The following is a 25,596-nucleotide window of genomic DNA, read 5'->3' on the forward strand; positions in this document are numbered from 1 at the left end:
CCTCCTTAGGTTACGCAGGGAAAACCTGAGCTTGCTACAGCTGTCACATCGCCGTTCTAAGGCGAGGAGGCATTTATTGTCAAACGATAAATCAAGAAGGCGCGAGCCTAGCGCGTGAAACTATAATAGGTACGCTGGAACGCACCCTCCCGGCCGTCGATCCTGACCATTTTCCGGATGGAAAAAGCGTGCTCGGAGATCCAGTAGGTATATTCGCACTGCGCTTCGAGATCATTGTCCTTGCAAGCCTGCTGCGTGATCAGGACGAAACCGTCATCCTTCTGTTCACGGCTGACGATCGTCTCGTCATTCAGCATCTTGCCGTCATCGGAGACGATCACTTCCGCGCGGCCATCGGCCGTCGGCTGTTCGGGATAGCTGAAATAAAGCTCGAATGTCTGCCCGTTTTGCGCAACGGCCAGCTCCACGGGAAGGGTCACTTCCGCCCCTTCGTCAGCATCCTTGAGATAGGTCAGCTCGCCTTCCCAGTCGTCTCCGCTGAGAACGGCGAGCTCATCTGCGGACACTTCGGGCGCGACCTGTCGGCCTTCCGTGGCTGTCGGGTCCGGCGCGCCGCAGGCGGCAACCAGCACCGCCGCGAGAACCAGGCCCGGTATCTGTCTGTCAAAGCGCATCATGACCACACCCTTAGTGCGTAATGCCTGCGCGTCTCAAGACCTGCTCAGGCTTCGCCGCGGGCAGCCGCGCGCTCATAGGTGAGAGCGCGGATGAAGAAGAGGCTGCAGATATAGACGACCGCGGCAGAGACCAGCGCCTCCACACTCCAGAAGAAAACGCCTTCGACACTGACATGCAGCGCGAGGAGAAAAAGGGTCGAGATGCCAAGCGCAAACGCGCCGGAGATTTCAGCGATGAGGATTGTGGCCGTCAGGGCCTTGATGAAAGCAAACATGGTCTCACTCATTCAAAGGGCCGACAGGCCCAGCATGCGCCTTATATCGCCATTGATCGCCTTGAGGGGAAGGCTGTCTGCGATTTTTTTACCGCGCCAGCGGATGCGCCGTCTCCAGAAGCTCGGCCAGTTCGTCCGTCAGGACGTGGGTATAGATCTCGGTCGTCGAGATATCGGCATGTCCAAGCAGGGTCTGGACCGAGCGCAGATCCGCCCCACCCTGCAGAAGATGCGTGGCATAAGCATGGCGCAGGGCATGCGGATGGACGCGCGCCGGATCGAGGCCGGCCGCAAGGCTCAGCTCCTTCAGCATCTGGCCCAGCCGGCGGCGTGTCAGATGCCCCTCCTTGCCGCGCGAGGGGAAGACATAGCCAGCCGCCGCCTTCGCTCGCACCGTCTTTTTCGGCAAGCTATCCTCGCGCACGGCGAGCCAGTCGAGAATGGCATCCAGGGCAGGTGTCCCCAGCGGGCAAAGCCGGTCTTTGCCGCCCTTCCCACGTATAATGATATCGCTTGTCTCCCAGCGGCCATTCTTGCGGCGCGGCAGGTTACCGGTCTTCAGGCTGACCAGTTCGCTGACGCGAAGCCCGGCCCCGTAAAGCAGCTCCACCAGGCATCGAAGACGCGCATCGTCCCCGCACGCCTCAATCAAACGCGCCAGCTCTTCGCGCGACAGCACATCCGGGATGTCGCGCCCGGCTTTCGGTCCCTCGAGCTTCGAGGTCGGGTCGTCCTTGCGGTCACCCTCTTCGAACAGGAAGCGGAAGAAGCGGCGCAGCGATGAGAGCTTGCGCGCCTGGGTCCGTGGCGCGAGGCCCTGGGCGGCCAGCCCGCTAGCATACCGCGCGACCTGTCTGGCGTCGGCTTTCAACAGTTTGCCCTTCATGAAGCCGGACGCATCGGCAAGGTCGCGGCCATACGCATCGAGCGTATTGGGAGAGGCGCCGCGCTCGGCGCTCATCATCTCCAGAAAGGCATCTATGCGGGCCGCATCGCTCATGGCAGGAGAGTGCGCCTGCGATGCTTAACATCACGCTTATGAGAAACGGGCGCGAATGGTCTCGCGCCCGCTCCTGTTTCAATAGGCCTGCAGCGGCGGGTTATTCGCCCGGCCGCTCCTCGGTCTTGTCGAGCACAGGATGACCGTGATCCGGGTCATCATTCAGCTTGTGCATGGCCACCACGACGCTTGAGAGCGCGGCAATGGCGATCAGGTTCGGGAAGGCCATGGAGGCGTTGGCAATGTCGCCAAGCAGCCACAGCCAGTCCGCAGCCGCGATGGTGCCAAGGAAGATGATCACAACCCAGATATAGCGGAACGGGTGGGTCGCCCACTCGCCGATCATATAGGTTGCGGCCTGCTCGCCATAATAGGACCAGCCGATAATGGTGGTGAAGGCAAAGAAGAACAGCGCCACCGGCACGATGAACTCACCGCCCGGGAAGGCTGCGCCATAGGCGCGTGTTGTGATCGCCGCGGAATTGGCGTCAGTTTCCCACGCATGATCGACAGCGATCATCGCCTCATCGATTTGCGCCTGCAGGTCGCTCCAGCCTTGGCCCGCCTCGGCTTCCAGGGCTGCGACCTCTTCAGTCGACATGTCCTGAAGCGCAGCCGGATAGGCCGCCTCGATGGCGATGTCCTCGATCTCGACGCCCGAGGCGCGGCATTCCTGCAGCCAGGCCGAAGCCACCGCCCCGTTCTGGACGATGATCTGCTCACGGCCTTCAGTGTAGGCACTCGGGAACAGCGCGTCCTTTTCTGTGCCTTCCGGCAGAGCATAGTCGGCAGCGATACAGCTATTGGCTGCCATCAGCGCCGGGCTCTTCTTGAAGTCGCCGACCACGGTCAGGATGACGAGCGCCGTCATGGTGCAGATGACGATCGTGTCGATGAAGACGCCGATCATGGCGATTTCGCCCTGCTGGACGGGGTTCTTGGTGCGGGCCGCCGCGTGAGCGATCGGCGCCGAGCCCTGACCGGCCTCGTTTGAGAACAGACCCCGCGCGATGCCGTACCGCACCGCCTGCATGACGCCGTATCCGGCCGCGCCGCCGGCCGCTTCATGCCAGCCAAAGGCGTTTCCGATGATCTCGCCGAAGGCGCCCGGCACCTTGTCGGCATTGATGAGCAGCACGATGAAAGCCGCCAGCACATACAGGGCGGCCATGACCGGAACGACCTTGCCGGCAAAGCTGCCGATGGACTTGATGCCGCCGATAATGACGGCAAAGACAAGAGCCGCCAGGACAAGGCCGATGGCCCAGGCCGGGATGCTCAGGCCAAGCGTGGACTGGCTCGTTTCGGTGACCGATTCCATGATCGAGTTCGCCTGGATCATGCCGCCCGTCGCGGCTGCCGAGAACAGTGTCCCGATACAGAAGATGATCGCCAGCCAGCCCCAATTCTTCCCGAGGCCGTTCTTGATGTAATACATCGGGCCGCCATTGATGCGGCCATACTCGTCGGTTTCGCGGTATTTGACCGCGAGAGAGCTTTCCGAGAAGGCGAGCGCCATGCCGAAGATGGCAACGATCCACATCCAGAAGATCGCCCCGGGCCCGCCAAGCGTAATGGCGGTCGCCACGCCCGCGAGGTTACCTGTGCCAACCTGCCCGGAGAGCGCTGTCGACAGGGCCTGCCAGGGCGTGATGGCCCCGTCCTCGCCCTGCGCCTTACGGCCCTGCCATACCTCGACGAGGGCCGGCACGAAGCGGCGCAGGGGCCGCGCGGCCAGACGCACCATCATGAAGAGGCCGGTCCCGAGCAGGACGACAGCCAGCGGACCGATCTGGCCCGGAATGACGACGGCGTCGCCCCATGTGCCGCCCCAAATGAATCCGGCGACATTCTCGATCAAAGCGATAATATCCAAAGCTGGCCTCCCCGGCTCCCTTTAGGTTCCCTGAAGCGCCCGACACTAGACGTGTTTTTCTCCCTGTGAAGCAGGACGGGGCAGATTTTTACACCTGCCCCGCCTCAACGCATAAGAATTTTTCTTTGAATAATCAGGCGCCGAAGCCCTCTCCCACGCCAAAGTCGCGGCGCGCAGACACGATGGTGACCACCACGCCTGCCAGCACATCGAGCAGTGTCATGATGGTGATGATGAAGAAAACCGAGGTTGCGAAGTTCGGCAGAAGCAGGAATTCGACTAGGCAGACGATGAAAAGGATCATCGAAATCGCATGATTGATAATGGTGGCGGTGCCCGTGCTGGTCGACTTCAGGATCTCCATGAACAGGAGCGCAATCGAGAACAGGATCAGCATTTCCCCATTGGTGACCGCCCAGTTCACACCGGAGATCATCGGCAGGGTCAGCATCGGCTTGTCCATCAGCGCAATAAGCGGCGAGACGTTGTTGACCACACCTTCCACGGCCTCCCCGCCAAAAGGCAGGGCGATCAGGTTGTAGATTGCGACCGGAATGATCAGGAGCGGAAAGATACCGAGTAGCACGCGCATATTGGATCCCCTGCGTTGCGTTGGCCGGCCGGAGGCGGCCTGGCGTTTTCGTCGATCTTCTGCCCTGGCGATGGCCGCGGCACCGAAAATCCCTTTCAGACTCATGCCTAGCGTCCCCTTGCAGGCCTGTTAAGCATGAAAATCCTAGCACAGGATGGGCACGAAGGCAGGCGTGTCTTTTGGGACTCAGTCTCTCAGACCTCGTCGGCGCCCTCTGGGTTACGCCGGCGGCGGATCAGCCATGTCACGCCACGCAAATCCGACAGCGCTGCCCATAACCGGCCGAAATTGGTGTATTTCGACCGTCCGGCCCCGCGCTCGCGGTGGTTCACATCCATGAACTCGACGGAATAGCCCTCCGCCTTGATGAGCGCCGGCATATAGCGGTGCATATGGTCGAAATAGGGAAGCGAGAGGAAGACCTCGCGCTTGACCGCCTTGATACCGCAACCGGAGTCGTCGCAATCGTCGCGTAGCATCCGGCGGCGAATCGCATTGGCGAACTGGCTGCCGAAGCGCTTCCAGGCGGTATCCTTGCGCTTGGTCCGCCGGCCCATGACCATGGCCAGCTTTTCCGGCGCATCCTGGCGGGTCAGCGCCCGGTAAAGATCCGGCAGATCGGCCGGGTCGTTCTGTCCGTCCCCGTCCAGCGTGCCGACCACCCGCCCATGCGCCGCCCGCACCCCGGTGCGAATGGCCCGGCTCTGACCGGCATTCTTGCGGTGGCTCAGCACGCGCAGCGCCGGATACGTCTCCTTCAGGGCGGCCAGCACGGCACGCGTGTCATCGGTAGAGGCATCGTCGACGAAGATCATCTCATAGGCCCGCCCATCGAGCGCTGCGGCAATCTCGCGGACCAGGGACTCCACATTGCCGGATTCGTTGTGGACCGGCACGACGACAGAGAATTCAAGCAGTTCAGCCACGGGCAGAGCCTTTCGCGGGGTCAGTTCTGGCGCCTTTCTTTAAGCGCTTCGCCGCGTTTGCGAAACCATGGATCACCGCGCGAGCTGTTCCACCCCGTGCCAAGCTGGATGGATTCGGCTAGACGGGCAGCCATGGCCCGGCCCAGCGATCTCCCCATCGAGCCCCTGCTCGGCGACATCTGCGCGACACTTCGCACAGAAAAGCGCCTCGTTCTGGCCGCGCCGCCGGGGGCCGGCAAGACGACCCGCGTGCCGCTTGCGCTCGCCGGCCTGATCGAGGGGTATGAGGCCCTGTCCGGCAAGATCGTCATGCTGGAGCCTCGCCGGCTGGCGGCCCGCATGGCGGCCGAGCGCATGGCCGACACGCTCGGCGAGAAGACCGGCGGACGCATTGGCCTGTCGACGCGCATCGAGCGCAAGGTCTCGAAGGATACAGTCGTCGAGGTGATCACCGACGGCCTGTTCACCCGCCGCCTGCTGGCCGACCCGTCGCTTGAAGGCGTCGCAGCGGTGATCTTCGACGAGATCCATGAGCGCAGCCTGAATGCCGATCTCGGCCTGGCGCTCGCGCTGGAAACCCAGTCGGTCTTCCGGGAGGATCTCCACCTGCTCGCCATGTCGGCCACGCTCGACACCGAGAAAGTTGCCGGACGCCTCGACGCCCCGGTCATCGAAAGTGAAGGCCGGCAATACCCGGTCGAGACGAAATATCTGGGCAAGACGCGTGAGCGCATAGAGGACCAGATGGCCTCAGCCATCGAGAAGGCGGTCCGCACCGAAAGCGGCTCCATTCTCGCCTTCCTGCCAGGCGCTGGCGAGATCCGGCGCACGGCTGAACGCCTTTCCGGCCTGCCGGGGGATGTCTCCGTTCACCCGCTCTTCGGCGCGCTTGGGCCCAGAGAGCAGGACGAAGCGGTTCGCCCGGCACCCGAGGGCCAGCGCAAGGTTGTGCTTGCCACCGATATCGCCGAAAGCGCGCTCACCATTGACGGGGTGCATGTCGTTGTCGATTCCGGGCTCACCCGTGTGCCGGAATTCGATCCGGCAAGTGGTGCCCAGGCGCTGCGCACCGTCCGCGCGGCGAAGGCGAATGTCGATCAGCGCCGCGGCCGGGCCGGCCGTCTCGGCCCGGGCGTCTGCTACAGGCTCTGGGACGAAGAAGAGACGCGCGGCCTGGTCGCGGCTCCAACGCCGGAAATCCTCAATGCCGATCTCTCCGGCCTGATGCTGGCGCTGGCTGAATGGGGCGAGGACGACCCTTTCCGGCTCACCTGGCTCGATCCGCCGCCCAAAGGCCGAATCGACGCGGCTCGCGACACACTTTCGGCCTTCGGGGCCATCGATTCCGCCGGCAAGCTGACAGACCGCGGCAAGCGCATGGCCAAGCTGCCACTGGCGCCCAAATATGCCAGCCTGATCGCCAGCGCCGAGACAGACGGCGAGCGCGCGCTGGCCGCGGAAATTGCAGCCCTGGCAAGCGAGCCCGGCGTCGGCGGGTCTTCCGCCAACCTTGTCGACCGGCTCGCCGGCTTCCAGCGTGATAACAGTCCGCGGGCGAAAGCCCTGAAGCGTCAGGCAGGCCGCTGGGCAAAGTCGGCCACGCCGGCAGGCGATCCGGCGATGCTTCTGGCCCGCGCCTGGCCCGGTCAGATTGCCCGGCGCCGGGACGGCTCGGCCACGAGCTATCTTCTTGCCAATGGCCGGGCCGGGGAAGTCCCGGCAGAGGATGTGCTGGCAAAGTCCGCCTGGCTCGTCGTCGCCGATATGGTCGGCGCGGCTGGTCGGGCGCGTATCACGCTGGCCGCCCCGATCAGTGAAGCCGACGTGCTCAACCTGCACCCGCCCGAAACCGCCGAATGGGCAAGCTTTGACCCGGCCTCGAAAGGCTTCAAGGGCCGGCGGGTGAAAGCCATCGGCAAGATCGTGCTCTCCGAAACGCCCCTGCCGCAGCCCTCAGGCGAGGCGGCCCGCACGGCATTTCTGGACTATGTCCAAGACAATGGTTTCGAGGCCGTCGGGCTGGGCGCCCCCGTCGCAGTATTTCTTGCGCGGCTACGCTTGCTGAACATGGCTTACGGCGAGGACTGGCCGGCCCTGGACGAAGCCGGTCTCGCCCGGACCGCCGCCGACTGGCTTGCACCGCTTCTCGGCCAGAAAGGGTTCCAGATGCCTTCGGACGGCGCCGTGCTGAACGCGCTGAAACAATCCCTCGGTTGGCCGAAGGCGCAGGAAATCGACGATCTCGCCCCCTCCACGATGGCCCTGCCCTCGGGACGGCAAGCCCCGGTGGACTATCTCGATGACAATGCCCCGCTCGTCGAAGCCAAGGCGCAGGAGCTTTACGGCCTCACGCGCCAGCCTGCCATTGCCGGTGGGCGCGTGCCGGTGACGCTGCAACTGCTCTCGCCGGCCGGCCGGCCGATTGCGGTGACCAAGGATATTTCAGGCTTCTGGACCGGCGGGTACCGCGACATGGCAAAGGATATGCGGGCGCGTTATCCCAAGCATGACTGGCCGGACGATCCGGCCTCGGCCAGTCCCCATGCCGGAATGACCAAGAAGCGGCTTAGTTCGGGCGGCTAGACTCGCCCCAGTCCATGCCCATCGTCCTCTTCATCCAGTCTGAGAAGGTGGCGGGTTTTTCGAGGTTTTTCGGATCCAGCGTGCCAAAGGCGACGGCCGGTCCCTCGGCGGTCTCGAGCCGGACACCCGCGATTTGCTGATGCGGGTTGCCCCAATTGCCATGACTGGTCGCAGGATCGAGCAGCAGCATGATCTTGGTGCCACCGCTCCCGTCGGCCTCACGGCCGAAAACGAGGCCGTAGACTTTTTCGCGCGAAAATCCGCCGGAATGCGCCTGGCGCTTACCATCCAGCAGGACCTCGTCCCAGAGGAGGTTCCGGCGCCATTGCAGGACATGCATCTGTTCATCATCGGTCACGATCTTGATGTCGACCTGATGGAGCGAAACGCGGACGAGTTCGGCACGCATGGCACTTATCCTTTTATTATTATTGAAAAACGATAAAGCGCGATCGACGACACGTCAAGTGTCACCGGCGAGACCCGACGGTCATAAATCAAGGAAAGGAAAAAGCAGCGGGGCCCACGGCATGGAGGAGGAAAGAGGGGGACATCTGCCGCGCCTGATTGGACGGAAACCCCGCTGCGGGACACACCATCGCACCAGGAGCTGACGAGAAACCGAACCGGAAGTCAAAAAAGGTCAAAAAAACAGGCCGCGCTCCTTGTCGGAGCGCGGCCTGCTGAAAATCGGATTGAATCGGTCTCTAGCGCCCGGCCAGCCGCAGGAAGCGGTCGCGCATGTCCTTGTCGGTCTTGAACACGCCGGTGAACTGCGTCGTGATCGTCGAGACGTTCGGATGGTGAACGCCGCGCGTCGTCATGCACTGGTGGACCGCATCGATGAGCACGGCCACACCTGCCGGGGCCAGGCTCTCGGTAATCGCGTCGCAGATCTGCGCCGTCATCGTCTCCTGCGTCTGCAGGCGCTTGGCATAGATCTCGACTACGCGTGCAAGCTTGGAAATGCCCACAACGGCCTGCGTCGGCATATAGGCGACATAGGCCTTGCCGAGGAAGGGCGCCATGTGGTGCTCACAATGGCTCTCCACGTCGATCTCGCGCAGCATGACGATGTCGTCATAGCCCTGCACATCGTCGAAGGTCCGCGAAAGGTATTTGACCGGATCTTCCTCATAGCCCTGGAACCATTCCTTATAGGCATTCACGACACGCTTCGGCGTATCGATCAGGCCTTCCCGGCGCGGGTCATCCCCGGCCCAGGCCAGCAGTGTACGCACGGCCTCCTCGGCTTCTTCCCGGCTTGGTTTTTTCAGGGGTTCGCTCTGCGCGGCTGACTTGTCTTTAGTGATGGCATCCATCGCCATGTCGGAATCCTGTTTCTGAGGGACGGGGGTCGAGCCAGATGTTCTGTGGGTGCGCCCTCCACACCCCAATACCGGACTTAAACGCCCGCCCGAGTTGTACCCTCAGGGCGTATACAGACACATAGGGCAAACGGATCATTTTTTCCAGAATTCCCTTATGGTGCCGCTGCGGAACGTTCCCGTCCGCAAGGCTTGGCGCCCGCGTCGCAGCATGGCATAAGCCGCAGCGACGAAAGGATGACTGGCATGGAAAACACCCGGCACACCTTGTGTTGTTGCCTGCGCTGAGGCACCGGAGCCATGCAATGGCCCCGCCCGCTCGCACTGTTTTTACTTTCCAGACCTAGAAGACTTTCATGACCATCAAACTCTACAACACGCTCGGGCGTGAAAAGCAGGTTTTCGAGCCGCAGGATCCAGACCGTGTGACACTCTATGTCTGCGGGCCGACGGTCTATAACTACGCCCATATCGGCAATGCGCGCCCGGCCGTCGTGTTCGATGTGCTCTTCCGGCTCCTGCGCCACGTCTACGGCGCAGAGCATGTCGTCTATGCGCGCAACATTACCGACGTCGAAGACAAGATTATCGCACGCTCGATTCAGGATGGCACGCCGATCCCGGAGATCACGCGCAAATATGCCGACATCTACAACAGTGACCTGGCGGGACTGAACGTCCTCGCCCCGACCATCGAGCCGTGGGCGACGCAGAACATTGACGGAATGGTCGCCCTCACCAAACAGCTGGTCGACAAGGGCTATGCCTATACCGCGCCCTCTGGCGTCTTCTTCGACGTCGCGAAAATGGCCGATTACGGCAAGCTGTCGGGGCGCAATATCGAGGACAATGAGGCCGGGGCGCGTGTCGCCGTTTCCGAAGAGAAGCGCAATCCGGCCGATTTCGCCCTCTGGAAGTTCGCCAAGGAAGGCGAGCCGGAAGACGCGATATGGGACAGCCCCTGGGGCCGCGGACGACCGGGCTGGCATATCGAATGCTCCGCCATGGCGGCGGCCCATCTCGGCGAAACCATCGACATCCATGCCGGCGGCATCGACCTGCAATTCCCGCATCATGAAAACGAGATCGCCCAGTCCGAGTGCGCCCACGGCACCCCCATGGCGCGCTACTGGATGCACAATGGCTTCCTCGACATGGACGGCGAGAAAATGTCGAAGTCGCTCGGCAATGTGAAACTGATCCACGACCTGCTGGCCGACTGGCCGGGTGAAGTGCTGCGTATGGCGCTCTTGTCGGGCCATTACCGCGCCCCGCTCGACTGGACGCGTGACCTGCTGGAGCAGGCGAAGACGACACTTGGCCGGGTCTATGGCGCATTGAGGCGCGTCTGGGCAGCCGAAGGCGGCACGGCCAATGACACGGCTGTCCTCGACGCACTGCGCGACGACCTGAACACGCCTATCGCGCTGGCCGAACTCGCCCGGCTGGCCTCGGAAGCCAACCAGGCCGCCGATGCGAAGGATGAGACGCGCATGGCGACGGCCCGGGCCAATCTGCTGGCGGCTGGAGAGCTGCTTGGCCTGCTACAGCTCACACCGGCAGAATGGGAACAGGGCGGCAGCGAAGACGACAAAGCCCGTATCGATGCGCTCGTTCAGGCCCGCGTCGATGCCCGCCAGGCAAAGAACTGGGCGGAAGCCGACCGCATCCGGAACGAGCTGGCCGAAGAAGGCATTGAGATCATGGACGGACCGCAGGGCTCGACGTGGCGGCGTGTTTAGGAGACAGTAAAGCATGAAGCCGGGCTGGATCACGACGCTTGCCGCGCTTTTCAGCGCCCTGACACTCGCGCAAGCCTGTAGCGCCGAAAGAGATGTTACCCCGTCAGCGGCAAGCGAAGCGGGCTTCACCGTCTATCTCGTGCGGCATGCCGAAAAGACCGGTGCGGAGGACGATCCGGAATTGACAGCCGACGGCATGGCGCGGGCTGAAACACTTGCAGAAGTCCTCGCCGATGAGCCTATCGAGGTCATCTGGTCGAGCGATTATACACGCACGCGCCAGACAGCTGCGCCCCTGGCTGAGCGCCTGCGGATGGATGTCCAGCTCTATGATGCATCCGACCTGCCGGGCTTTGCCGAGACGCTCGAGGCGGCTGGCGAGACTGCAGTCGTTGTCGGCCATTCGAACACCACCCCGGCGCTCTCGGCCCTTTTGGGGGGCGATGGCGGCACACCGATTGATGAAGCCCGGGAATATGACCGGCTCTATGTCCTGAGCGGGGTTGGCACCGGCTCTGTCGAAACCGATATCCGCCGGTATGGAGCGCGCTATGACGGCGGAGACAACTAAGCCTTCGGTGCACAATCTCGAAAGCCTGCTCAATAGCCTGTGCGACAGCACGCACGGGGAAACGGTAACGATCCGCGACCTGCTGGATGCTGTCGGCCGGCGTGCCTATGGCCCGATCCTGCTGCTTCTGGGCTTCATCTCCGTCAGCCCCCTGACCCTCATTCCGGGCTCGACATGGCTGATTGCGCTGGTGACCCTGCTGATCGCCATGCAGATCGTGGTCGGCAAGAAATTCCCCTGGGTACCGCGCCGTTTTCTCGATTTCGAATTCAAGCGGAAATACCTGATCGAAGGCATCGATATCGGCCGCAAATACGCCCACATGATCGACCGCTACCTCAAACCGCGCCTGACCATCCTCACTGCCCCGCTATTCGCCCAGCTGATCGCCCTGGTCTGTGTCGCTGCGGCGCTGATCACGATTCCGCTCGGCCTGTTCCCCTTCGGCCCGGTCCTGCCGGGGCTGACCATTTTCTTCTTCGGTCTCGGCCTGACAGCCCGGGATGGTGTCTTCCTGATGCTGGCGGGCGCTGCATTCGCCGGTGCCGTCGCCATCCTGATCCGCGTCCTGCCCCGGGTCATTGCCATGGTCGATCAGTTTTTCTCCTGACCCGACGCGTCAGCAAGAACACTTGATCTTAACCGCTTTCGGAGCGATCTAGGCTGCATGAGCGCAGAGCTTTATCATAACCGCGTGCTGGAACTGGCCGCCAATATCCCGCATGTCGGGACCCTTCCCGATACCGATGCATCGGTGGAGAAGGTCTCGCGCGTGTGCGGCTCGGTCGTACGCGTCGATATCAGGCTGAGCGAGGATGGCGAGACAGTGGACGCCATTGCCGTCGATCCGCGCGCCTGTGCGCTGGGTCAGGCCGCCACCGCCGTTCTCGCCGAAAGCATCGTTGGCGCGAAAACCGAGGAGGTATTCGCCGCGCGCGACGCATTGCGTGCCATGCTGAAAGAGGGCGGCAAGCCGCCCGCCGGCCGGTTCGCGGAACTGCGCCACCTGGCAGGCGTGGCGGATTATCCCCCGCGCCATACCTCGACAATGCTCGCCTTCGAGGCGGCCTGCGAGGCCATAGAGACGGCGCGAACTAAGCGGGCTGCGGCGGCCTGAGCGCACCGCCGTAGCCGCATGACGGCCTTGTCACAGCCCTGGCGGGTTGAGGGCCGTCCCGCGCGCGTCTAGAACCGCTTTCGAGAAACAGACAAACCGGGCTTGAAACTGCCGTGTCCGCATTCCGCAGAAAGGCCGCCCATGCGGCCCTGAAGACGTACAAACTGACACTGTCTCCGACGTTCCAGCTGTTCGGAGCGCAGTGCCGGCATGTGCCGAGCTGTAGCGAATACTGCGCTGAATGCGTCTCCCGCCACGGCCTCTGGGCTGGCGGCTGGATGACGCTGGCAAGGCTTTCGCGCTGCCGCCCCGGCGGCTCGCGTGGCTTCGACCCGGTTCCCGAAAGCAAACCTGAATCACCCTTCTGGGCACCATGGCGGTCCGGAGACTGGGCCTGTACGGAACGGCCCTTCCCCGACGCCGAGCCCGAAAAGACCTGAAAAGCTTGAGACCCATGATCAACGTAACACTGCCCGATGGATCGGTGCGCCAATACGAAGACGGCGCAAGCCCGGCCGATGTCGCGAAATCCATTTCCAACAGCCTCGCCAAGGCGGCCCTCGCCGCCAAGGTCAACGGCGAAATGTATGACCTCAACCGACCACTCGAAGGCGATGCCGAGGTCGCTATCGTCACGGCCAGGGACAAGGACGGACTGGAACTTATCCGCCACGATGCCGCCCACGTCCTCGCCCAGGCCGTGCAGGAACTCTATCCCGATACGCAGGTCACGATCGGCCCGGTGATCGAGGACGGCTTCTATTACGACTTCGCCCGCGAGGCGCCCTTCTCCACGGAGGATTTCGAGCGCATCGAGAAGAAGATGGAGGAGATCGTCGACAAGGACTATCCGATCATTCGGGAAGTCTGGTCGAAGGACGAGGCCATCGAGACATTCAAGAAGATCGGCGAGGACTACAAGGCGCAGATCATCGACGACATCATCCCGCCGGGCGACCCGATCACGGTCTATAAGCAAGGCGACTGGTTCGACCTCTGCCGCGGCCCGCACCTGCCGTCGACGGGCAAGCTGCCCAAGGCGTTCAAGCTGATGAAGCTTGCCGGCGCCTATTGGCGTGGCGATTCCAATAACGAGATGCTGCAGCGGATGTACGGCACGGCCTGGGGCAATGAGAAAGACCTCAAGGCGCACCTGCACCGGATCGAGGAGGCCGAACGGCGCGACCACCGCAAGCTTGGCCGCGAACTGGAGCTCTTCCACCTGCAGGATGAAGCCCAGGGCCAGGTCTTCTGGCACCATAAGGGCTGGACGCTTTACCGCGTGCTTCAGGATTATATGCGCCGTCGCCAGCTCGAGAATGGCTATCGCGAGATCCGCACGCCGCAGCTGATGGACCGCGCCTTCTGGGAACGTTCGGGCCACTGGGACAAGTATCGCGAGAACATGTTCATTTCCTCCATCGAGGAAGAGGACAAGGTGCTCGCCGTGAAGCCGATGAACTGCCCGTGCCACGTGCAGGTCTTCAATCACGGCCAGAAATCCTATCGCGACCTGCCGCTCCGGCTGGCCGAGTTTGGCTCCTGTCACCGCTACGAACCGCACGGCGCCCTGCACGGCCTGATGCGCGTGCGCGCCTTCACGCAGGATGACGCGCACATCTTCTGCCGCGAGGACCAGATTACCGAAGAGGTGAAAGCCTTCTGCGACATGCTGCGCTCGGTCTATTCCGATCTCGGCTTTGACGATGTTGTTGTGAAATTCTCCGACCGTCCGGATGTCCGCGTCGGGTCCGACGACGTCTGGGACCGGGCCGAGAAGGCCCTGCGCACGGCCGCCGATGCGACGGGCCTCGAGGTCATCCACAATCCCGGCGATGGCGCTTTCTATGGCCCGAAGCTCGACTTCATCCTGCGCGATGCGATCGGACGCGAATGGCAGACGGGCACGATCCAGGCGGACTTCAACCTGCCGGAACGCCTCGATGCGAGCTATATCGCCGAAGACGGCAACAAGCACCGTCCGGTCATGCTCCACCGCGCGATCCTGGGCAGCTTCGAGCGGTTCCTCGGTATCCTGATCGAGAACTATTCGGGCGCCTTCCCGATGTGGCTCGCCCCGACGCAGGTCGTTGTGGCAACGATCACGTCGGATGCCGATGACTATGCCGAAAAGGCCGCCGAGACGCTCCGCGCCGCGGGTTTGCGCGTCGAGGTTGACACGCGAAACGAAAAAATCAACTACAAGGTCCGCGAGCATTCGCTGCAGAAAGTTCCCGTCATCGCCGTGGTCGGCGCGCGCGAGGCCGAGGAGGGCACGCTGGCCCTTCGCCGCTTCGGCTCGAAAGGCCAGGAGGTTCTGGGACTTGATGAGACAGCCGAAAAGCTGTCCGATGAATCGACTCCGCCCGACCTGAAACGGGCTAACGCCTGAACACGACGGACTTGTAGATGACTGAAACCCGCGGCTTTAGCTATGCACCCATAGTCGCTGCGGCTTTCATCCTGTGGACACCTGTCGGCATGTTTGGTGGGCAGGGCTATTCAGCCCTGCTCGCCCTTGCCGCCATACCGGCCGGTTTCCTGGTGGACTGGCGCCATCCGTCCCGACCAGCCATCTGTCTTCTTCTTCTGGCCTTGTGGTCCGGCATATCAGGGATCTGGTCTGCCGAATCCGATCCGCTCGTCTCCGGCAGCCTGACCAAGGGCACGTTCGGCGTGAACGCCGCCGGGTTGCGCATCGTCCTGACCGCGCTTGGCGCAGCGCTTGTGCTGGGCGCCTGCATGCGAATCAAGGAAGCGCCGGGCCGGGCCGCCATAGTGATCCTGGCGGCGCTTGCGGTGCATGGCCTCGAAACGGCGACCGTTGCAGCCTTCCCGGACATGATGCTGTCGGCCTACGCCCCCTTCAGCGACCCGGTGAAGGAAGCCCCGCAGAACATCCTGCGCAGCGCAAACGCCTTCTGTCTGGCCCTGCCGCTCCTACTGACACTGTGCTGGTTTCTAAAAGGGTGGCAGCGCTACGCCACCATCGCCGCCGCCCTTATACTGGCGACCTGTGCCTTCCGCTTGATCGGGTCCGATGTGGCCCTTCTGGCGGTCATCTTTCTCGCTTTGAGCTGGGCGGTCGTCTCCTGGCTGCCGCAAAGCGGTTTCCGGGTCCTGCTGGGCGTGGTCGCCTTTGCGATCGTCTTTGCACCGATCATTCTCAGCACCCTCGGCCCCGCGGCGGTAAACTCCGGCCTGCCGCTCTCGGCCTCCTCGAAATCACGGGTCTTTGCCTGGTCACTGGCCGCCGAGAAGACCCGTGAGCGCCCGATAACAGGACACGGCATCGAAGCCTCCAAGGAGTGGCGCGAGACCTTCAGCGAGCGTCCAAACCTGCTGGCGCTCATGAAAAAGAGCACCGACATCACCAATATCCCCTGGGAGAATTACCGCATCCTGCCGGGCCATCCGCATAATATGGGCCTGCAGCTCTGGGCGGAAACAGGCTTTATCGGCGTCGCCCTGGCCATCGCCACCCTGTTCTTCCTGGCGCTGGCCATTCCGCCGCCGGCGGCTTTGCCACCCGCCATCCGCTTTGCCGCCGCCGGTCTGATCGGGACGACCTTTGCCCTCTTCAGCCTGTCCTACAGCGTCTGGAACGAAGCGTTCTGGGCCAGTGTCGCCCTGGCGGCAGCTGGCATCATCACCGTCTCGAAAGCCCGGCTGACGCCATGAGCGGCCAAGCGGTCACGGCCATTGTCGTCAGCTATCGCACGGGCCCCTACCTTCGCGACTGCCTGCACGCGCTGACCAGCGATCCCGAGATTACTGGGGTCGTCATTGTCGACAATGGCAATCCGCCCGAGGCGCAAGACTGGCTTGCCAGCTTCGCCGAGACGCAGGCGAGTGTGACCCTGCTCACGCCGGGCCAGAATTTGGGGTTTGGCGCCGGTGTCAATCTCGGCGCCCGGTCGGCGCCAGACGGATATCTCCTGCTGATCAATCCCGACGCCATCCTGAAGCGCGGCTCCGCCGGAACGCTCATCCAGGCAAGCCATGAGCGCGCCAGGCCCACAATTGCCGGCGGCAAGGTCTTTGACACTTATGGGCGTGAGGGCCGCGGCTGCCGTCGGCGCAAGCTGACCTTGTGGCGCGCCATCACCAGCTATGCCGGCTGGAACACCTGGACGCTCGAGCACGAGCCGGAACCGAACGCCCCTGTCCGCATGGATGCGGTGTCCGGCGCCCTGATGCTTGTCGACACGGCCAGCTTTGCCCGGCTCGGCGGCTTCGATGAGGGGTATTTCCTGCACGTTGAGGATATCGACCTCTGCCGGCGGGCCTGGGAGGCTGGCGGTGAGGTCGTTTACTGCCCCTCGGCAGGCGCCCTGCACTATGGCGCGACCTCGGACGCGCCGTCGAAACTTGTCGCCAGACACAAGGCCGACAGCCTTGCCCGCTATTTCCGAAAATTCGCCGCCAATCCGCTGGAGAAAGCCCTGGCCGCCCTCCTGGCGCCGGTTCTGAAATGGCTACTTGTCGCCCGCGCGAGACACTGAAGCTCAGGGCTGAAAGTTGGATTCAATCGGCGCTTGGCCTTCTGCCGGATCGGGCCGGCGCACAATGGACGTGACAAGCGGTGTAAACTCCCGCCAGTCATATTCCGTGAGCTTGAAGGCCCAACCCTCGGCCTGGTCATTGATGGTCTGCGCCCGGCGCGCGCCTTCCCCGGCCTCGACGGCCCGCAACGTCACCCAGTGGCCATCCGGTTCGTTCCAGGCCCGCAGGTCGATCTCCAGCCCGTCATGCGTCTCCGTGATGTGGCGGGCGACCGGGCGGGTCGTCAGCTCGGAGGCGGGCTTCACATCAATGGGCGCAAGCCGCGCAATCGCCAGCGCCGGTGTCGAGGCAGCAAGCCGGCTGCGCAGGCGGTCATTCTGATAGGGTGGCGCCGGCGCAAAGCTGCGCGGCCCATCCCCGGGATCGCGGGTCAGATAGAGAGAGTCGCCTTGCGAATCGCTGATCCGCACCGCCGAAATCGCGGAAGGATCAATCTCGACAATATCCAGATCGAGCCAGGCTTCACGCGTATAAAGTGGCGGCAGATCCCCCTCGGCGCGGAAGGAGATCGTTTCGTTGGGATCGCGTGCATAAAGCTGTTCATTGCGCCGCCCGACAATCATCTCAGCCGTCTTCGTGCCATTCGTGGTGAACACTTCCACGAGAATACCATTGCCGCCTTCGCGGGGATCGCCCAGCCCAATCCGGCTCAGACGGTCCGGGTCGGAGGTGCGCCGCTCGCCCCAGCTCAGCGTCTCGAGCCCCTCAGCCAGCGTGTTCAGCCGGTCCTTGCGCACCGGATAGCCGCCTGTCTCGGCCATCACCCACTCGCTGCCATCCCGCTCAAGCGTGTAGCGAAGGTCCGCCATAGTAAAGCGGATGCTGCCGGTATCGCCTCGCACGGCGGAAAAGTTCTTCAGCACCGGGTCGCCTGTGCGCGGGCTGACATCACTGGTCGTCGGCGCGAACAGGCTCATCAGCAGCAGGATGATCCAGAGCGCGACGGCTGCGATCGACAGCCGCTGCACCGCCTGGCGCCGCTTCTTGTCAATCGTGGCGCTCATACCGTCACCTTCCTGCGCCGGCGCCACCAGACCAGCCCGCCCAACAGGCCGATCAGCACCGGGCCGCCAAAGATGTTGATGAATTTCAGCCAGCCTTCCAGCGAGTCGATCTCCTGGCGAAACTCCCGCTCGATGGTGCGCAGGCGCGACCGGGTCTCGACAATATCCTGGCGCAGGCGGGCAAGCTCGGTCTGCTCTTCCTCGGTGAGCGTGGCCTCGACATTGCCTTCGAAAAAGCCATCCCCGGCGCTGCGGGTCTGCAGCTCCTCAAGCCGCGCCTGGGATTGGGCAAGGTTCTCCTCAAGCCGTTCCTGCTCGTCGAAATAGCGCGCCTGGGCGGCGTCACGCATCTTGTCGACCCGCGTCATCGGACGACGCGAGGAGGAGCGCGCCCTCAGGCTGAGCAGGTTGGCATCGCCCGACATCACATCGAGCGCATTCATCAGGAAGGCGCCATTATCGGCAAAGGCGGTGGAATCCTGGAGGTTCACATAAAGCCCGTCATCGACCATGTCGGCATCCGAGACGATCAGGATTTCGGCGTCGCGCTCGCTGGTCGTGATGTGGGGTTTGGCCTTTTCGGCTTCGGCCCGGGCCAGCTCGGCCACGACCGGATCTTCCGGGAAGGCCGGCTCAGGCTCGCCGTCCGGAAAGGCTGATACCATCGCACCATGCACCCGCACGGCCAGCGGCAGGGCCTGGTCCAGCGGCTCGTAAAGCTCCAGCGTATCCTGGGGATTGAGGTCCGTCACGGCTCGATCCGGCGGGATCCAGGACGGGGCCGGCCCGGTCTCGATCAGCGTCTGTGTATCGAAGGGCGACTCCTCGTCCAGGATCAGACCGCCCGGCGCACCGAAATTCACGCTACGCGAGAGGTCCGCTGTGATGAGGCTTTCCGACGACATCTGTTGCGGCGTCGCCGAAAGATAGAGCGGATGGCGGACCACCGTCGTGCGCCCTTCCCCGGCATCGGACTGGATCGGCAGGGCGGTTTCCGTATCGGCCAGCGCTTCCTCAGAGAGATGCACGCCCCAGACGTCCCCGAACCGGCCAAGGTCGGAGCGGATCTGCCGGTCGCCCAGGCCGGAGAAATCGCTGCCCTGCGAGGTCTTTGCCGCCGGATCGACCAGCATGATGACGCGTCCGGTACGCAGGATGAACTGGTCGACCAGCCAGGCCTGCCAGTCATTGAGCGCCGGCGGATGCACCATCACCAGCACATCCATGTCCTCCGGCAGGGCGAAGAAGTCGTTCTCGATTGGCTGGACCTGATAGCTCCGCGCCATTTCCTGCAGCAGGGTATAGCCGCTGTCCTGGCCGTCCCCGCTCATGCCCTGCAGCATGGACAATACCCCGATGGTGGCCGGCTCAGGCCGGTCAAGGCGGGCGATGAGACGAGTGAGATCATATTCCAGCGTCTCTTCCTGCTCCGGCGCCAGAAAGGAAATGACACGCTCATCATCGACCGTGTTGCGCCCGATCAGGCCAAAATACAGCGGATCCCCCCCGTCGGAATTGACCGCCCGGATACCCGAGGCGAGCGCCTCGTCCTCGGCCTCGGAGAAAGGTTCCGGGTCGATCTCTCGGATGCGCAGTTTCGAACCGGCAACCGCCTTGTAGGCATCCAGCATCTCGCGCACACGAGTCGCATAGGCGCGAATGGCCGGAAATTCCTGGCCGACCTGACGGGTGTAAACGAAAGTGAGATCGACCGGCTCTTCGAGACTGGAAAGCACGCTGCGTGTCCCGTCCGAGAGGGTGTAGAGCCCGTTCTCGGTAAAATCGATCCGGGCCCCGCGCATCAGCGGCTGCACGATCAACGTTGCGGCAATGAAGATCGCCACGATGAGCGCGGTGGCCGCCGGCAGGAAGGCTCTCGAGTTCATCGGGCCGCACTCCTGCGGTGGGAGACCCAGAGTACGTTCAGGGCCACCCACAGGGCGATCACGCCGAGAAAGTACAGGAAGGCGCGGAATTCCAGAACGCCGCGTTCTGCCGTCTCGAAATGCGTCAGGAAGGAGAACTTGGCGACGATGTCCCCGATCCCCGGCCCCAGCGCACCGGACACGGCCCCCAGAACCATGGGCCAGCCCGCCGCTGTCAGGACGAAGGCCACGACGACGCCGATGACATAGGCGAGCACCTGGCTGTTCACGAGGGCCGAGACCGCAGCGCCGATTGCGAGATAGGCGCCCGCCATGACGAAGCTCATGAAGTAGGTGAGCAGGATGGCGGCATTATCGGGATCGCCCAGATAATTCACCGTCAGCCACATCGGGAAGGTGAAGACCAGCGTCACCGCCGCCACCGTCCAGGCGGCGAGCAGCTTGCCGATAGCGAGCCCGGTAATGCTGACCGGCATGGACAGGAGAAGCTCGGCGGTACCGCCGGCGCTCTCATCGGCCCACAGCCGCATCGAAAGCGCGGGCAGGAAGATCATGTAGAGCCAGGGATGCCAGTAGAAGAAGGGCGACAGGTCAGCCGCGCCCGTATCGAAGAAACGGGATGCCTCCCAAGTGAAAAAGCCCAGCAGCATCAGGAAGATGGCAATGAAGACATAGGCGAGCGGAGTGGCAAAATAGGCCCGCACTTCGCGGCCATAGCTCGCCCGGATGCCGGTCAGCGTATCGAGCGCCCAGTGCTTCATGCGACGTCGGCCTCCGGCGAGCCAGCCACGGTGATGAAGGTCTCTTCAAGGCCGCCGGGATATTGCCTGGAGAGGCTTTCCGGCGTGCCGTCGGCGACGACGCGCCCGCGGTCGATAATGATCGCGCGGTTGCACATGGCCGGCACCTCTTCGAGCGTGTGCGTCGAGATCAGGATGGCCTTGTCGGGTGCCATGCGGGCAATCAGCGCGCGCACGGCGCGTTTCTGGATCGGGTCGAGGCCATCGGTGGGCTCGTCCAGGACCAGAACGTCGGGATCGTGAAGCAGCGCGCCCGCAAGGCCCACACGGCGGCGGTAGCCTTTGGAGAGGTTGCCGATTCGGCGGTGCGCGACATTGGCGATGCGCGAATCGGCGATGACCCTTTCAATCGCCGGCTTGCGAGCCGAGCGCGGCATGCACTGGGCCGCAGTCATGAACCTCAGAAACTCGACCGGCGTCATGTCGACGTAAAGGGGGGCGCCCTCGGGCAGGTAACCAAGCTGGCGCTGGGCATGGCGGCGCGCGGAAACGATGGAGTGCCCGGCAATCGTGACGTCGCCCTGGTCCGGCTCGATCACGCCGGCGACCATACGCATCGTGGTCGACTTGCCGGCGCCATTGGGGCCCAGAAAGCCCAGCACCTCGCCCTTGTCGAGCTTGAAGCTGACCGACTGTACCGCCTTGTGATCACCGAAGGATTTCGCGAGCTGCTTCAGTTCAAGCATGTCAGGACCCGTTGCCTTGCGCAGACGGTCATCTGACTAACCGCCAGCGACTGAACTGACCAGAGCCTGCTTGAACAAATGGCAGGGTTAACGCCAAAGGTGACCGAAATTTCATATGGCTGCTGACGCAGCGCTTCGGATCATCTGGCTGTCTTGAAGGGAAAGGCTGTCGGGTGAAGGTTGCACAGGCGCCCCGGGGGGCTGGGGGGGCTGATGGGTCCGGGATACCTGCTGGACACCATCACCCGACAATTGCAAAGTGGCCGTAATCGGCGGCGCTCGCAAGGCGAGAATGCGGCGAAATCCTGTTCTTCGCATTAAAAATGCGACAGGAAGACATGTAAGATAAGGAGCACGGTCTCGGCATATGGGAAGCGTGACAAAACTGCAACCTGGGCAACCTCCCAATGTTGCCTTTCACAAATCGGAAATGAGCAGAATCCTGGATGTCTATGGCCGCATGGTCATGGCGGGTCAGGCCAAGGATTATGCCATCGGCATGTATCGCGATCATGCCGTCTTCGCCATTTTCAGACGCCATGCCGAAGCGCCGACCTGGCGCATCGAAAAGGTGCCGGCCCTGCGCAACCAGCAGGGCGCCTATGCGGTCTATGGCAGCCAGAACCAGATCCTGAAGCGCGGCCATGACCTCGCCCAGGTCCTGCGCGTCTTCGACCGGCGCCGGTTCGAAATTATCAAGTAAAGCCGGGTCGCGGGCCTACTGCCCGGCGAATTTCTGGATCAGGCCCAGGATGCCGGTGAATTTCAGCCCGCCCTCACTAACGGCAAGCGCAATACAGACTCCGTCATCATCGGCCACCGGATGGTGTGTGTCGCCGGGGCTCTGGCACGAGATGTCCCCCGGCCCATAGCTGCCGGTATGGTCGCTGAAGCCGCCTGTCAGCACGAGGGTCAACTCATCGCCCTTGTGGGAGTGGGCCGGCACAGACGCGCCCGGACGGATGCGATAGAGATGCGCGTGAACAGCCGTGTTCTCGCTGAGGTCTATCCGGCTCACACCGCCCGTCAGACGCCGCCAGCCTGATTGTCCGAACGCTTTCAGGGCCCGTGTGCGCACCGGCTCCGGCAGGCCACGAAGCTCTTCATCGTCGGCCAGATCCGTTTCGCCGATCTGCACAGCCACATCCTCGCTGTCCTCCAGCGCATCGATGGCGTGCAGCACCGATTCAAAGGCCCTCGGCGACATGGCCTCGCCCGTTTCACGCTCCAGCAAAGCACCCGCGATGGCTTCGGCATGAGCAATATCATTGCGGATGTCGGTGCGCAGCGCCGCCTGGGTTTCGACCAGCAGGGCGAAGGCCGGGCTCAGGCGGCCGGCCGCATAGGCGCTGTAAAGCTCCGATACATATGACGGGTCTATCTGCGGCAACAGTTTCGCATCCGGTCGTGTCTGGCTTTGGTCTTCATGCGATATTGCCGTCTTTTTTCCTGCGTCAAGGTTCTGGCCACTGAGAGAGGCCGCGCCGATGGCGCTAGGCCCCGTCCAGCCGGCCGCGCAAACGCTCGAAGGCGAGCCGGATGCGGGACTTCACGGTGCCCAGTGGCAGATCGTACGCCTTGGCGATCTCACTGTGGGAAAGGCCCTGGTAGAAGGCGGCCTTCAAAAGCTCAAGCTGTTCGGCAGGAAGCGTTTCGAGCTGCGCACGCACGTACGCTTCCATCTGTACCCGATCGAGCTCTTCCTCAGGCGCGGCTTCGGCGGCCGGTTTCAGCATCGGCTCGTCAGGCGATAGCTCCGGCTTCGAGGCCTGCCGGAACATGTCGATCTGGCGGTTGCGCGCGATTCGGAAAATCCAGGTCGAGACGGAGGCTTTCGCCTCGTCGAACTGCGCAGCCTTCTTCCAGACCGTCAGCATGACGTCCTGGACGATTTCCTCGGCACTGGAATCCTCGGCTCCCATGCGCTTGAGATAACTCTTCAGGCGCGGCGCGTAGAACTGGAAAAGCTGCCCGAAGGAGGCCCGGCACCGCTCCTGCGCGATCTTCCGCATACAGGCCGTCTGGACCGCGCGATCATTTCCTGCACTGTTCAGTTGGGCCAATGTCACGAACGCGTCCACATACTGCGACTGCCCCAATAATTGGCACACCGCTGGACAAATGCAACCGCGAGGTGAGAGAGAAGGTCCCTGTAATTCTGGCCTTTTCGCCGTATTTCAGCCTTAACCTTCCTGCAGTATTGAGGCCTTAGACCCAGTTTGACGATCTCCAATTTCCAACCCTGTGACGCTATGATCAGAACGATCCTTGCTACCCTTCTTGTCGCCACGAGCGCCGCCATGACGGCGGATGCCGCGCCAACCGCCATCGGTCGCTATCAGGACTGGACCGTCTTCCAGGAAACCGTGAATGGCGAAACGCTCTGCTATGCCGTGACCGAAGCGACCGACAAGGCGCCGAAATCGGCCGATCACGGAAATGTGTGGTTCTATGTGACCAACTGGAAATCCGGAAAGGCGCGCAGCCAGCCAAGCCTGAAAGTCGGCTACGAGCTTCGTGCCGACCTGCCGGCTCGCGCCACGGTCGGGCGCTCGGGCTGGACGCTTTATGGCGTCGGACATGAAGCCTTTGCGCAAGATCAGGACGATTCCCGCATCGTTTCGGCGCTGCGCCGGGGCCATGAGTTGCGGGTCGAGGCCGTTTCGGCACGCGATACGAAAGTATCCTATCATTTCTCGCTGTCGGGCTCGGCCGATGCCATCGACAAGGCGGCCGCCATCTGCCGCTAGGCCTTCGGCCTGTCCGCCCCGCCCGAACCATGGTGCAGCCGCGATGTTCCGGATTCTTAGATTTTTGACCAGGACATGCTATGTGCGCGCCAATGAAGCATGATCTGGATCTTTCCCGCCGCCCCGAAGCGCGCGCCTCTGCACCGGCAAATCTCGCCGGTCTTTCCCTGCCTGCGCTGAAAGCGGAGATGGAAGCGCTCGGCCTGGAGCCGAAGAAGGCCGGTATGCGCGCCAAGCAGCTGCGCCGCTGGATCCATCATTTCGGCGTGCAGGACTTTGCCGGCATGACCGACATCGCCAAGGAGCTGCGGGCCCAGCTGGCCGAAAAATACGTTCTGACCCGGCCCGAGATCACCGAACACAAGGTCTCCGTCGACGGCACGCAGAAATGGCTGACCAAATTCCAGCCGGGCGTCGAGGGCGAGAGTGTCTTCATCCCAGACGTTGGCCGCGCCGGGGCGCTCTGCGTTTCCAGCCAGGTCGGCTGCACCCTGAACTGCACCTTCTGCCATACCGGCACCCAGAAACTCGTGCGCAATCTGACGGCGCAGGAAATCGTCAATCAGGTGCTGATCGCCCGCGACACGCTTGAGGAATGGCCGAGCTCGAACGAGAACCGCAAGCTCACCAATATCGTCTTCATGGGCATGGGTGAGCCGCTCTACAATCTCGACAATGTCGCCGAGGCCATCGACACGATTTCCGATGGGGACGGGATCGCGCTGGGCCGCCGCCGCATCACGGTGTCGACCGCCGGGGTCGCCCCGAAGATCCCGGAACTGGGCGAGCGCACCGGCGCCATGCTCGCCATCTCGCTGCACGCCACGCATGACGACCTGCGCAACGAGATCGTGCCGATCAACAAGAAGTATGATCTGAAGACGCTGTTCGAGGCGATCCGCGCCTATCCCGATCTCGGCAATTCCAAGCGGGTGACGTTCGAATACGTGATGCTGAAAGGCGTCAACGACTCCCCGGCCGAGGCGCGCGACCTCGTCAAGCTGCTGCGCGGCGTGCCGGCGAAGATCAATCTCATCCCGTTCAACCCGTGGCCAGGCTCTCCCTATGAGTGCTCCGACTGGGAGACGATCGAGACCTTCGCGGAGATCGTGAACCGGGCCGGCTACGCCTCCCCGATCCGTACCCCGCGCGGCCGCGATATCTTCGCCGCCTGCGGGCAGCTGCGCTCGGAAAGCGTGAAGAAGTCAGCCGCCGAAAAGCGCCGCGAAGCGCTAGCCCAGCAGGCCGAAGCCTGA

26 protein-coding genes are annotated in these 25,596 nt (G+C 63.1%); 12 read left to right on the top strand and 14 right to left on the bottom strand.

Annotation, left to right across the window (positions count from 1 at the left end):
• Nucleotides 1–107: 107 nt before the first annotated feature.
• From B8784_RS17915 to B8784_RS17940, 6 genes are all read right to left on the bottom strand, one after another.
• Nucleotides 108–638 carry a hypothetical protein gene (locus B8784_RS17915; RefSeq protein ID WP_084399252.1) on the bottom strand — a complete coding sequence of 177 codons (531 nt, stop codon included), beginning with the start codon at nucleotides 636–638 and terminating at the stop codon, nucleotides 108–110.
• Between the two features lie 44 nt (nucleotides 639–682).
• On the bottom strand, nucleotides 683–925 hold the full coding sequence (locus B8784_RS17920) for a hypothetical protein (RefSeq protein ID WP_084399253.1): 243 nt from the start codon (nucleotides 923–925) through the stop codon (nucleotides 683–685).
• Between the two features lie 76 nt (nucleotides 926–1,001).
• Complete coding sequence (locus B8784_RS17925) at nucleotides 1,002–1,913, bottom strand: tyrosine recombinase (protein ID WP_084399254.1); 912 nt, start codon at nucleotides 1,911–1,913, stop codon at nucleotides 1,002–1,004.
• 100 nt (nucleotides 1,914–2,013) lie between these two features.
• Nucleotides 2,014–3,789 (bottom strand): alanine/glycine:cation symporter family protein, encoded by a 1,776-nt coding sequence (locus B8784_RS17930; protein WP_084399255.1) that lies wholly within the window; start codon nucleotides 3,787–3,789, stop codon nucleotides 2,014–2,016.
• A gap of 133 nt (nucleotides 3,790–3,922) precedes the next feature.
• Nucleotides 3,923–4,381 carry a hypothetical protein gene (locus B8784_RS17935; RefSeq protein WP_084399256.1) on the bottom strand — a complete coding sequence of 153 codons (459 nt, stop codon included), beginning with the start codon at nucleotides 4,379–4,381 and terminating at the stop codon, nucleotides 3,923–3,925.
• A gap of 194 nt (nucleotides 4,382–4,575) precedes the next feature.
• Nucleotides 4,576–5,307 carry a glycosyltransferase family 2 protein gene (locus tag B8784_RS17940; RefSeq protein ID WP_084399257.1) on the bottom strand — a complete coding sequence of 244 codons (732 nt, stop codon included), beginning with the start codon at nucleotides 5,305–5,307 and terminating at the stop codon, nucleotides 4,576–4,578.
• A gap of 132 nt (nucleotides 5,308–5,439) precedes the next feature.
• On the opposite strand from B8784_RS17940, the gene hrpB reads away from it, so the two are divergent.
• Complete coding sequence (gene hrpB / locus B8784_RS17945) at nucleotides 5,440–7,890, top strand: ATP-dependent helicase HrpB (protein ID WP_084399258.1); 2,451 nt, start codon at nucleotides 5,440–5,442, stop codon at nucleotides 7,888–7,890.
• Here hrpB and B8784_RS17950 read toward each other — a convergent pair.
• A complete protein-coding gene (locus B8784_RS17950; protein ID WP_084399259.1) occupies nucleotides 7,874–8,299 on the bottom strand; it encodes a hypothetical protein in 426 nt (141 codons plus the stop codon). The two genes, hrpB and B8784_RS17950, sit on opposite strands and share 17 nt — an antisense overlap.
• Nucleotides 8,300–8,597: 298 nt before the next feature.
• Nucleotides 8,598–9,212, bottom strand: a complete 615-nt coding sequence (gene folE, locus B8784_RS17955) for a GTP cyclohydrolase I FolE (protein WP_084399519.1) — start codon at nucleotides 9,210–9,212, stop codon at nucleotides 8,598–8,600.
• A gap of 362 nt (nucleotides 9,213–9,574) precedes the next feature.
• On the opposite strand from folE, the gene cysS reads away from it, so the two are divergent.
• The 8 genes from cysS (at nucleotide 9,575) to B8784_RS17995 (ending at nucleotide 17,153) form a co-directional block, all read left to right on the top strand.
• Nucleotides 9,575–10,960 (top strand): cysteine--tRNA ligase, encoded by a 1,386-nt coding sequence (cysS, locus tag B8784_RS17960; protein WP_084399260.1) that lies wholly within the window; start codon nucleotides 9,575–9,577, stop codon nucleotides 10,958–10,960.
• 13 nt (nucleotides 10,961–10,973) lie between these two features.
• Entirely contained in the window at nucleotides 10,974–11,531 is a 558-nt protein-coding gene (locus B8784_RS17965; RefSeq protein WP_084399261.1) for a SixA phosphatase family protein, read from the top strand.
• The gene (locus B8784_RS17970) at nucleotides 11,512–12,141 is read left to right on the top strand and encodes an exopolysaccharide biosynthesis protein (protein ID WP_084399520.1); all 630 of its coding nucleotides are present in this window, start codon (nucleotides 11,512–11,514) and stop codon (nucleotides 12,139–12,141) included. The genes B8784_RS17965 and B8784_RS17970 overlap by 20 nt, the downstream gene beginning before the upstream one ends.
• 57 nt (nucleotides 12,142–12,198) lie before the next feature.
• Nucleotides 12,199–12,648, top strand: coding sequence for an iron-sulfur cluster assembly scaffold protein (locus tag B8784_RS17975; protein ID WP_084399262.1), 450 nt, complete (start codon nucleotides 12,199–12,201; stop codon nucleotides 12,646–12,648).
• Between the two features lie 113 nt (nucleotides 12,649–12,761).
• Nucleotides 12,762–13,088 carry a membrane protein insertion efficiency factor YidD gene (yidD, locus tag B8784_RS17980; protein WP_084399263.1) on the top strand — a complete coding sequence of 109 codons (327 nt, stop codon included), beginning with the start codon at nucleotides 12,762–12,764 and terminating at the stop codon, nucleotides 13,086–13,088.
• A gap of 14 nt (nucleotides 13,089–13,102) precedes the next feature.
• A complete protein-coding gene (gene thrS, locus B8784_RS17985; RefSeq protein WP_084399264.1) occupies nucleotides 13,103–15,040 on the top strand; it encodes a threonine--tRNA ligase in 1,938 nt (645 codons plus the stop codon).
• 17 nt (nucleotides 15,041–15,057) lie between these two features.
• On the top strand, nucleotides 15,058–16,329 hold the full coding sequence (locus B8784_RS17990) for an O-antigen ligase family protein (protein ID WP_084399265.1): 1,272 nt from the start codon (nucleotides 15,058–15,060) through the stop codon (nucleotides 16,327–16,329).
• Nucleotides 16,326–17,153: a glycosyltransferase family 2 protein gene (locus B8784_RS17995; RefSeq protein WP_084399266.1), complete on the top strand. Its 828-nt coding sequence runs from the start codon at nucleotides 16,326–16,328 to the stop codon at nucleotides 17,151–17,153. The genes B8784_RS17990 and B8784_RS17995 overlap by 4 nt, the downstream gene beginning before the upstream one ends.
• 3 nt (nucleotides 17,154–17,156) lie before the next feature.
• Here the strand turns inward: B8784_RS17995 and B8784_RS18000 are convergent, their stop codons facing one another.
• From B8784_RS18000 to B8784_RS18015, 4 genes are read right to left on the bottom strand one after another with little or no spacing between them, the layout of a single operon-like run.
• Nucleotides 17,157–18,218 carry a DUF4340 domain-containing protein gene (locus tag B8784_RS18000; protein ID WP_084399267.1) on the bottom strand — a complete coding sequence of 354 codons (1,062 nt, stop codon included), beginning with the start codon at nucleotides 18,216–18,218 and terminating at the stop codon, nucleotides 17,157–17,159.
• Nucleotides 18,215–20,104, bottom strand: a complete 1,890-nt coding sequence (locus B8784_RS18005; RefSeq protein ID WP_084399268.1) for a Gldg family protein — start codon at nucleotides 20,102–20,104, stop codon at nucleotides 18,215–18,217. The genes B8784_RS18000 and B8784_RS18005 overlap by 4 nt, the downstream gene beginning before the upstream one ends.
• The gene (locus B8784_RS18010; protein WP_084399269.1) at nucleotides 20,101–20,865 is read right to left on the bottom strand and encodes an ABC transporter permease subunit; all 765 of its coding nucleotides are present in this window, start codon (nucleotides 20,863–20,865) and stop codon (nucleotides 20,101–20,103) included. Before B8784_RS18010 ends, B8784_RS18005 begins: the two co-directional genes overlap by 4 nt.
• The gene (locus B8784_RS18015) at nucleotides 20,862–21,590 is read right to left on the bottom strand and encodes an ABC transporter ATP-binding protein (RefSeq protein WP_084399270.1); all 729 of its coding nucleotides are present in this window, start codon (nucleotides 21,588–21,590) and stop codon (nucleotides 20,862–20,864) included. Before B8784_RS18015 ends, B8784_RS18010 begins: the two co-directional genes overlap by 4 nt.
• 367 nt (nucleotides 21,591–21,957) lie before the next feature.
• On the opposite strand from B8784_RS18015, the gene B8784_RS18020 reads away from it, so the two are divergent.
• Complete coding sequence (locus tag B8784_RS18020; RefSeq protein ID WP_084399271.1) at nucleotides 21,958–22,293, top strand: DUF2794 domain-containing protein; 336 nt, start codon at nucleotides 21,958–21,960, stop codon at nucleotides 22,291–22,293.
• Nucleotides 22,294–22,308: 15 nt separating this feature from the next.
• On the opposite strand, the gene B8784_RS18025 is transcribed toward B8784_RS18020, so the two are convergent.
• Nucleotides 22,309–22,980 (bottom strand): ChrR family anti-sigma-E factor, encoded by a 672-nt coding sequence (locus B8784_RS18025; RefSeq protein WP_158085743.1) that lies wholly within the window; start codon nucleotides 22,978–22,980, stop codon nucleotides 22,309–22,311.
• A gap of 103 nt (nucleotides 22,981–23,083) precedes the next feature.
• The gene (locus B8784_RS18030) at nucleotides 23,084–23,602 is read right to left on the bottom strand and encodes a sigma-70 family RNA polymerase sigma factor (RefSeq protein ID WP_084399273.1); all 519 of its coding nucleotides are present in this window, start codon (nucleotides 23,600–23,602) and stop codon (nucleotides 23,084–23,086) included.
• Nucleotides 23,603–23,842: 240 nt separating this feature from the next.
• Here B8784_RS18030 and B8784_RS18035 point away from each other — a divergent pair, with 240 nt between their 5' ends.
• Together B8784_RS18035 and rlmN are read left to right on the top strand one after the other, a co-directional pair.
• Nucleotides 23,843–24,340, top strand: a complete 498-nt coding sequence (locus B8784_RS18035) for an invasion associated locus B family protein (RefSeq protein WP_084399274.1) — start codon at nucleotides 23,843–23,845, stop codon at nucleotides 24,338–24,340.
• A gap of 92 nt (nucleotides 24,341–24,432) precedes the next feature.
• On the top strand, nucleotides 24,433–25,596 hold the full coding sequence (gene rlmN, locus B8784_RS18040) for a 23S rRNA (adenine(2503)-C(2))-methyltransferase RlmN (RefSeq protein WP_084399521.1): 1,164 nt from the start codon (nucleotides 24,433–24,435) through the stop codon (nucleotides 25,594–25,596).

The sequence above is a fragment of the Henriciella aquimarina genome, from assembly GCF_002088975.1.
Taxonomy (GTDB): domain Bacteria; phylum Pseudomonadota; class Alphaproteobacteria; order Caulobacterales; family Hyphomonadaceae; genus Henriciella; species Henriciella aquimarina.

Coding starts and splice junctions, on each gene's coding strand:
- B8784_RS17915 (WP_084399252.1), bottom strand. CDS start 638: ATGATGCGCTTTGACAGACAGATACCGGGCCTGGTTCTCGCGGCGGTG.
- B8784_RS17920 (WP_084399253.1), bottom strand. CDS start 925: ATGAGTGAGACCATGTTTGCTTTCATCAAGGCCCTGACGGCCACAATC.
- B8784_RS17925 (WP_084399254.1), bottom strand. CDS start 1,913: ATGAGCGATGCGGCCCGCATAGATGCCTTTCTGGAGATGATGAGCGCC.
- B8784_RS17935 (WP_084399256.1), bottom strand. CDS start 4,381: ATGCGCGTGCTACTCGGTATCTTTCCGCTCCTGATCATTCCGGTCGCA.
- hrpB (WP_084399258.1), top strand. CDS start 5,440: ATGGCCCGGCCCAGCGATCTCCCCATCGAGCCCCTGCTCGGCGACATC.
- B8784_RS17950 (WP_084399259.1), bottom strand. CDS start 8,299: ATGCGTGCCGAACTCGTCCGCGTTTCGCTCCATCAGGTCGACATCAAG.
- folE (WP_084399519.1), bottom strand. CDS start 9,212: ATGGATGCCATCACTAAAGACAAGTCAGCCGCGCAGAGCGAACCCCTG.
- cysS (WP_084399260.1), top strand. CDS start 9,575: ATGACCATCAAACTCTACAACACGCTCGGGCGTGAAAAGCAGGTTTTC.
- B8784_RS17965 (WP_084399261.1), top strand. CDS start 10,974: ATGAAGCCGGGCTGGATCACGACGCTTGCCGCGCTTTTCAGCGCCCTG.
- B8784_RS17970 (WP_084399520.1), top strand. CDS start 11,512: ATGACGGCGGAGACAACTAAGCCTTCGGTGCACAATCTCGAAAGCCTG.
- B8784_RS17975 (WP_084399262.1), top strand. CDS start 12,199: ATGAGCGCAGAGCTTTATCATAACCGCGTGCTGGAACTGGCCGCCAAT.
- thrS (WP_084399264.1), top strand. CDS start 13,103: ATGATCAACGTAACACTGCCCGATGGATCGGTGCGCCAATACGAAGAC.
- B8784_RS17990 (WP_084399265.1), top strand. CDS start 15,058: ATGACTGAAACCCGCGGCTTTAGCTATGCACCCATAGTCGCTGCGGCT.
- B8784_RS17995 (WP_084399266.1), top strand. CDS start 16,326: ATGAGCGGCCAAGCGGTCACGGCCATTGTCGTCAGCTATCGCACGGGC.
- B8784_RS18000 (WP_084399267.1), bottom strand. CDS start 18,218: ATGAGCGCCACGATTGACAAGAAGCGGCGCCAGGCGGTGCAGCGGCTG.
- B8784_RS18005 (WP_084399268.1), bottom strand. CDS start 20,104: ATGAACTCGAGAGCCTTCCTGCCGGCGGCCACCGCGCTCATCGTGGCG.
- B8784_RS18010 (WP_084399269.1), bottom strand. CDS start 20,865: ATGAAGCACTGGGCGCTCGATACGCTGACCGGCATCCGGGCGAGCTAT.
- B8784_RS18015 (WP_084399270.1), bottom strand. CDS start 21,590: ATGCTTGAACTGAAGCAGCTCGCGAAATCCTTCGGTGATCACAAGGCG.
- B8784_RS18020 (WP_084399271.1), top strand. CDS start 21,958: ATGGGAAGCGTGACAAAACTGCAACCTGGGCAACCTCCCAATGTTGCC.
- B8784_RS18030 (WP_084399273.1), bottom strand. CDS start 23,602: ATGCGGAAGATCGCGCAGGAGCGGTGCCGGGCCTCCTTCGGGCAGCTT.
- B8784_RS18035 (WP_084399274.1), top strand. CDS start 23,843: ATGATCAGAACGATCCTTGCTACCCTTCTTGTCGCCACGAGCGCCGCC.
- rlmN (WP_084399521.1), top strand. CDS start 24,433: ATGAAGCATGATCTGGATCTTTCCCGCCGCCCCGAAGCGCGCGCCTCT.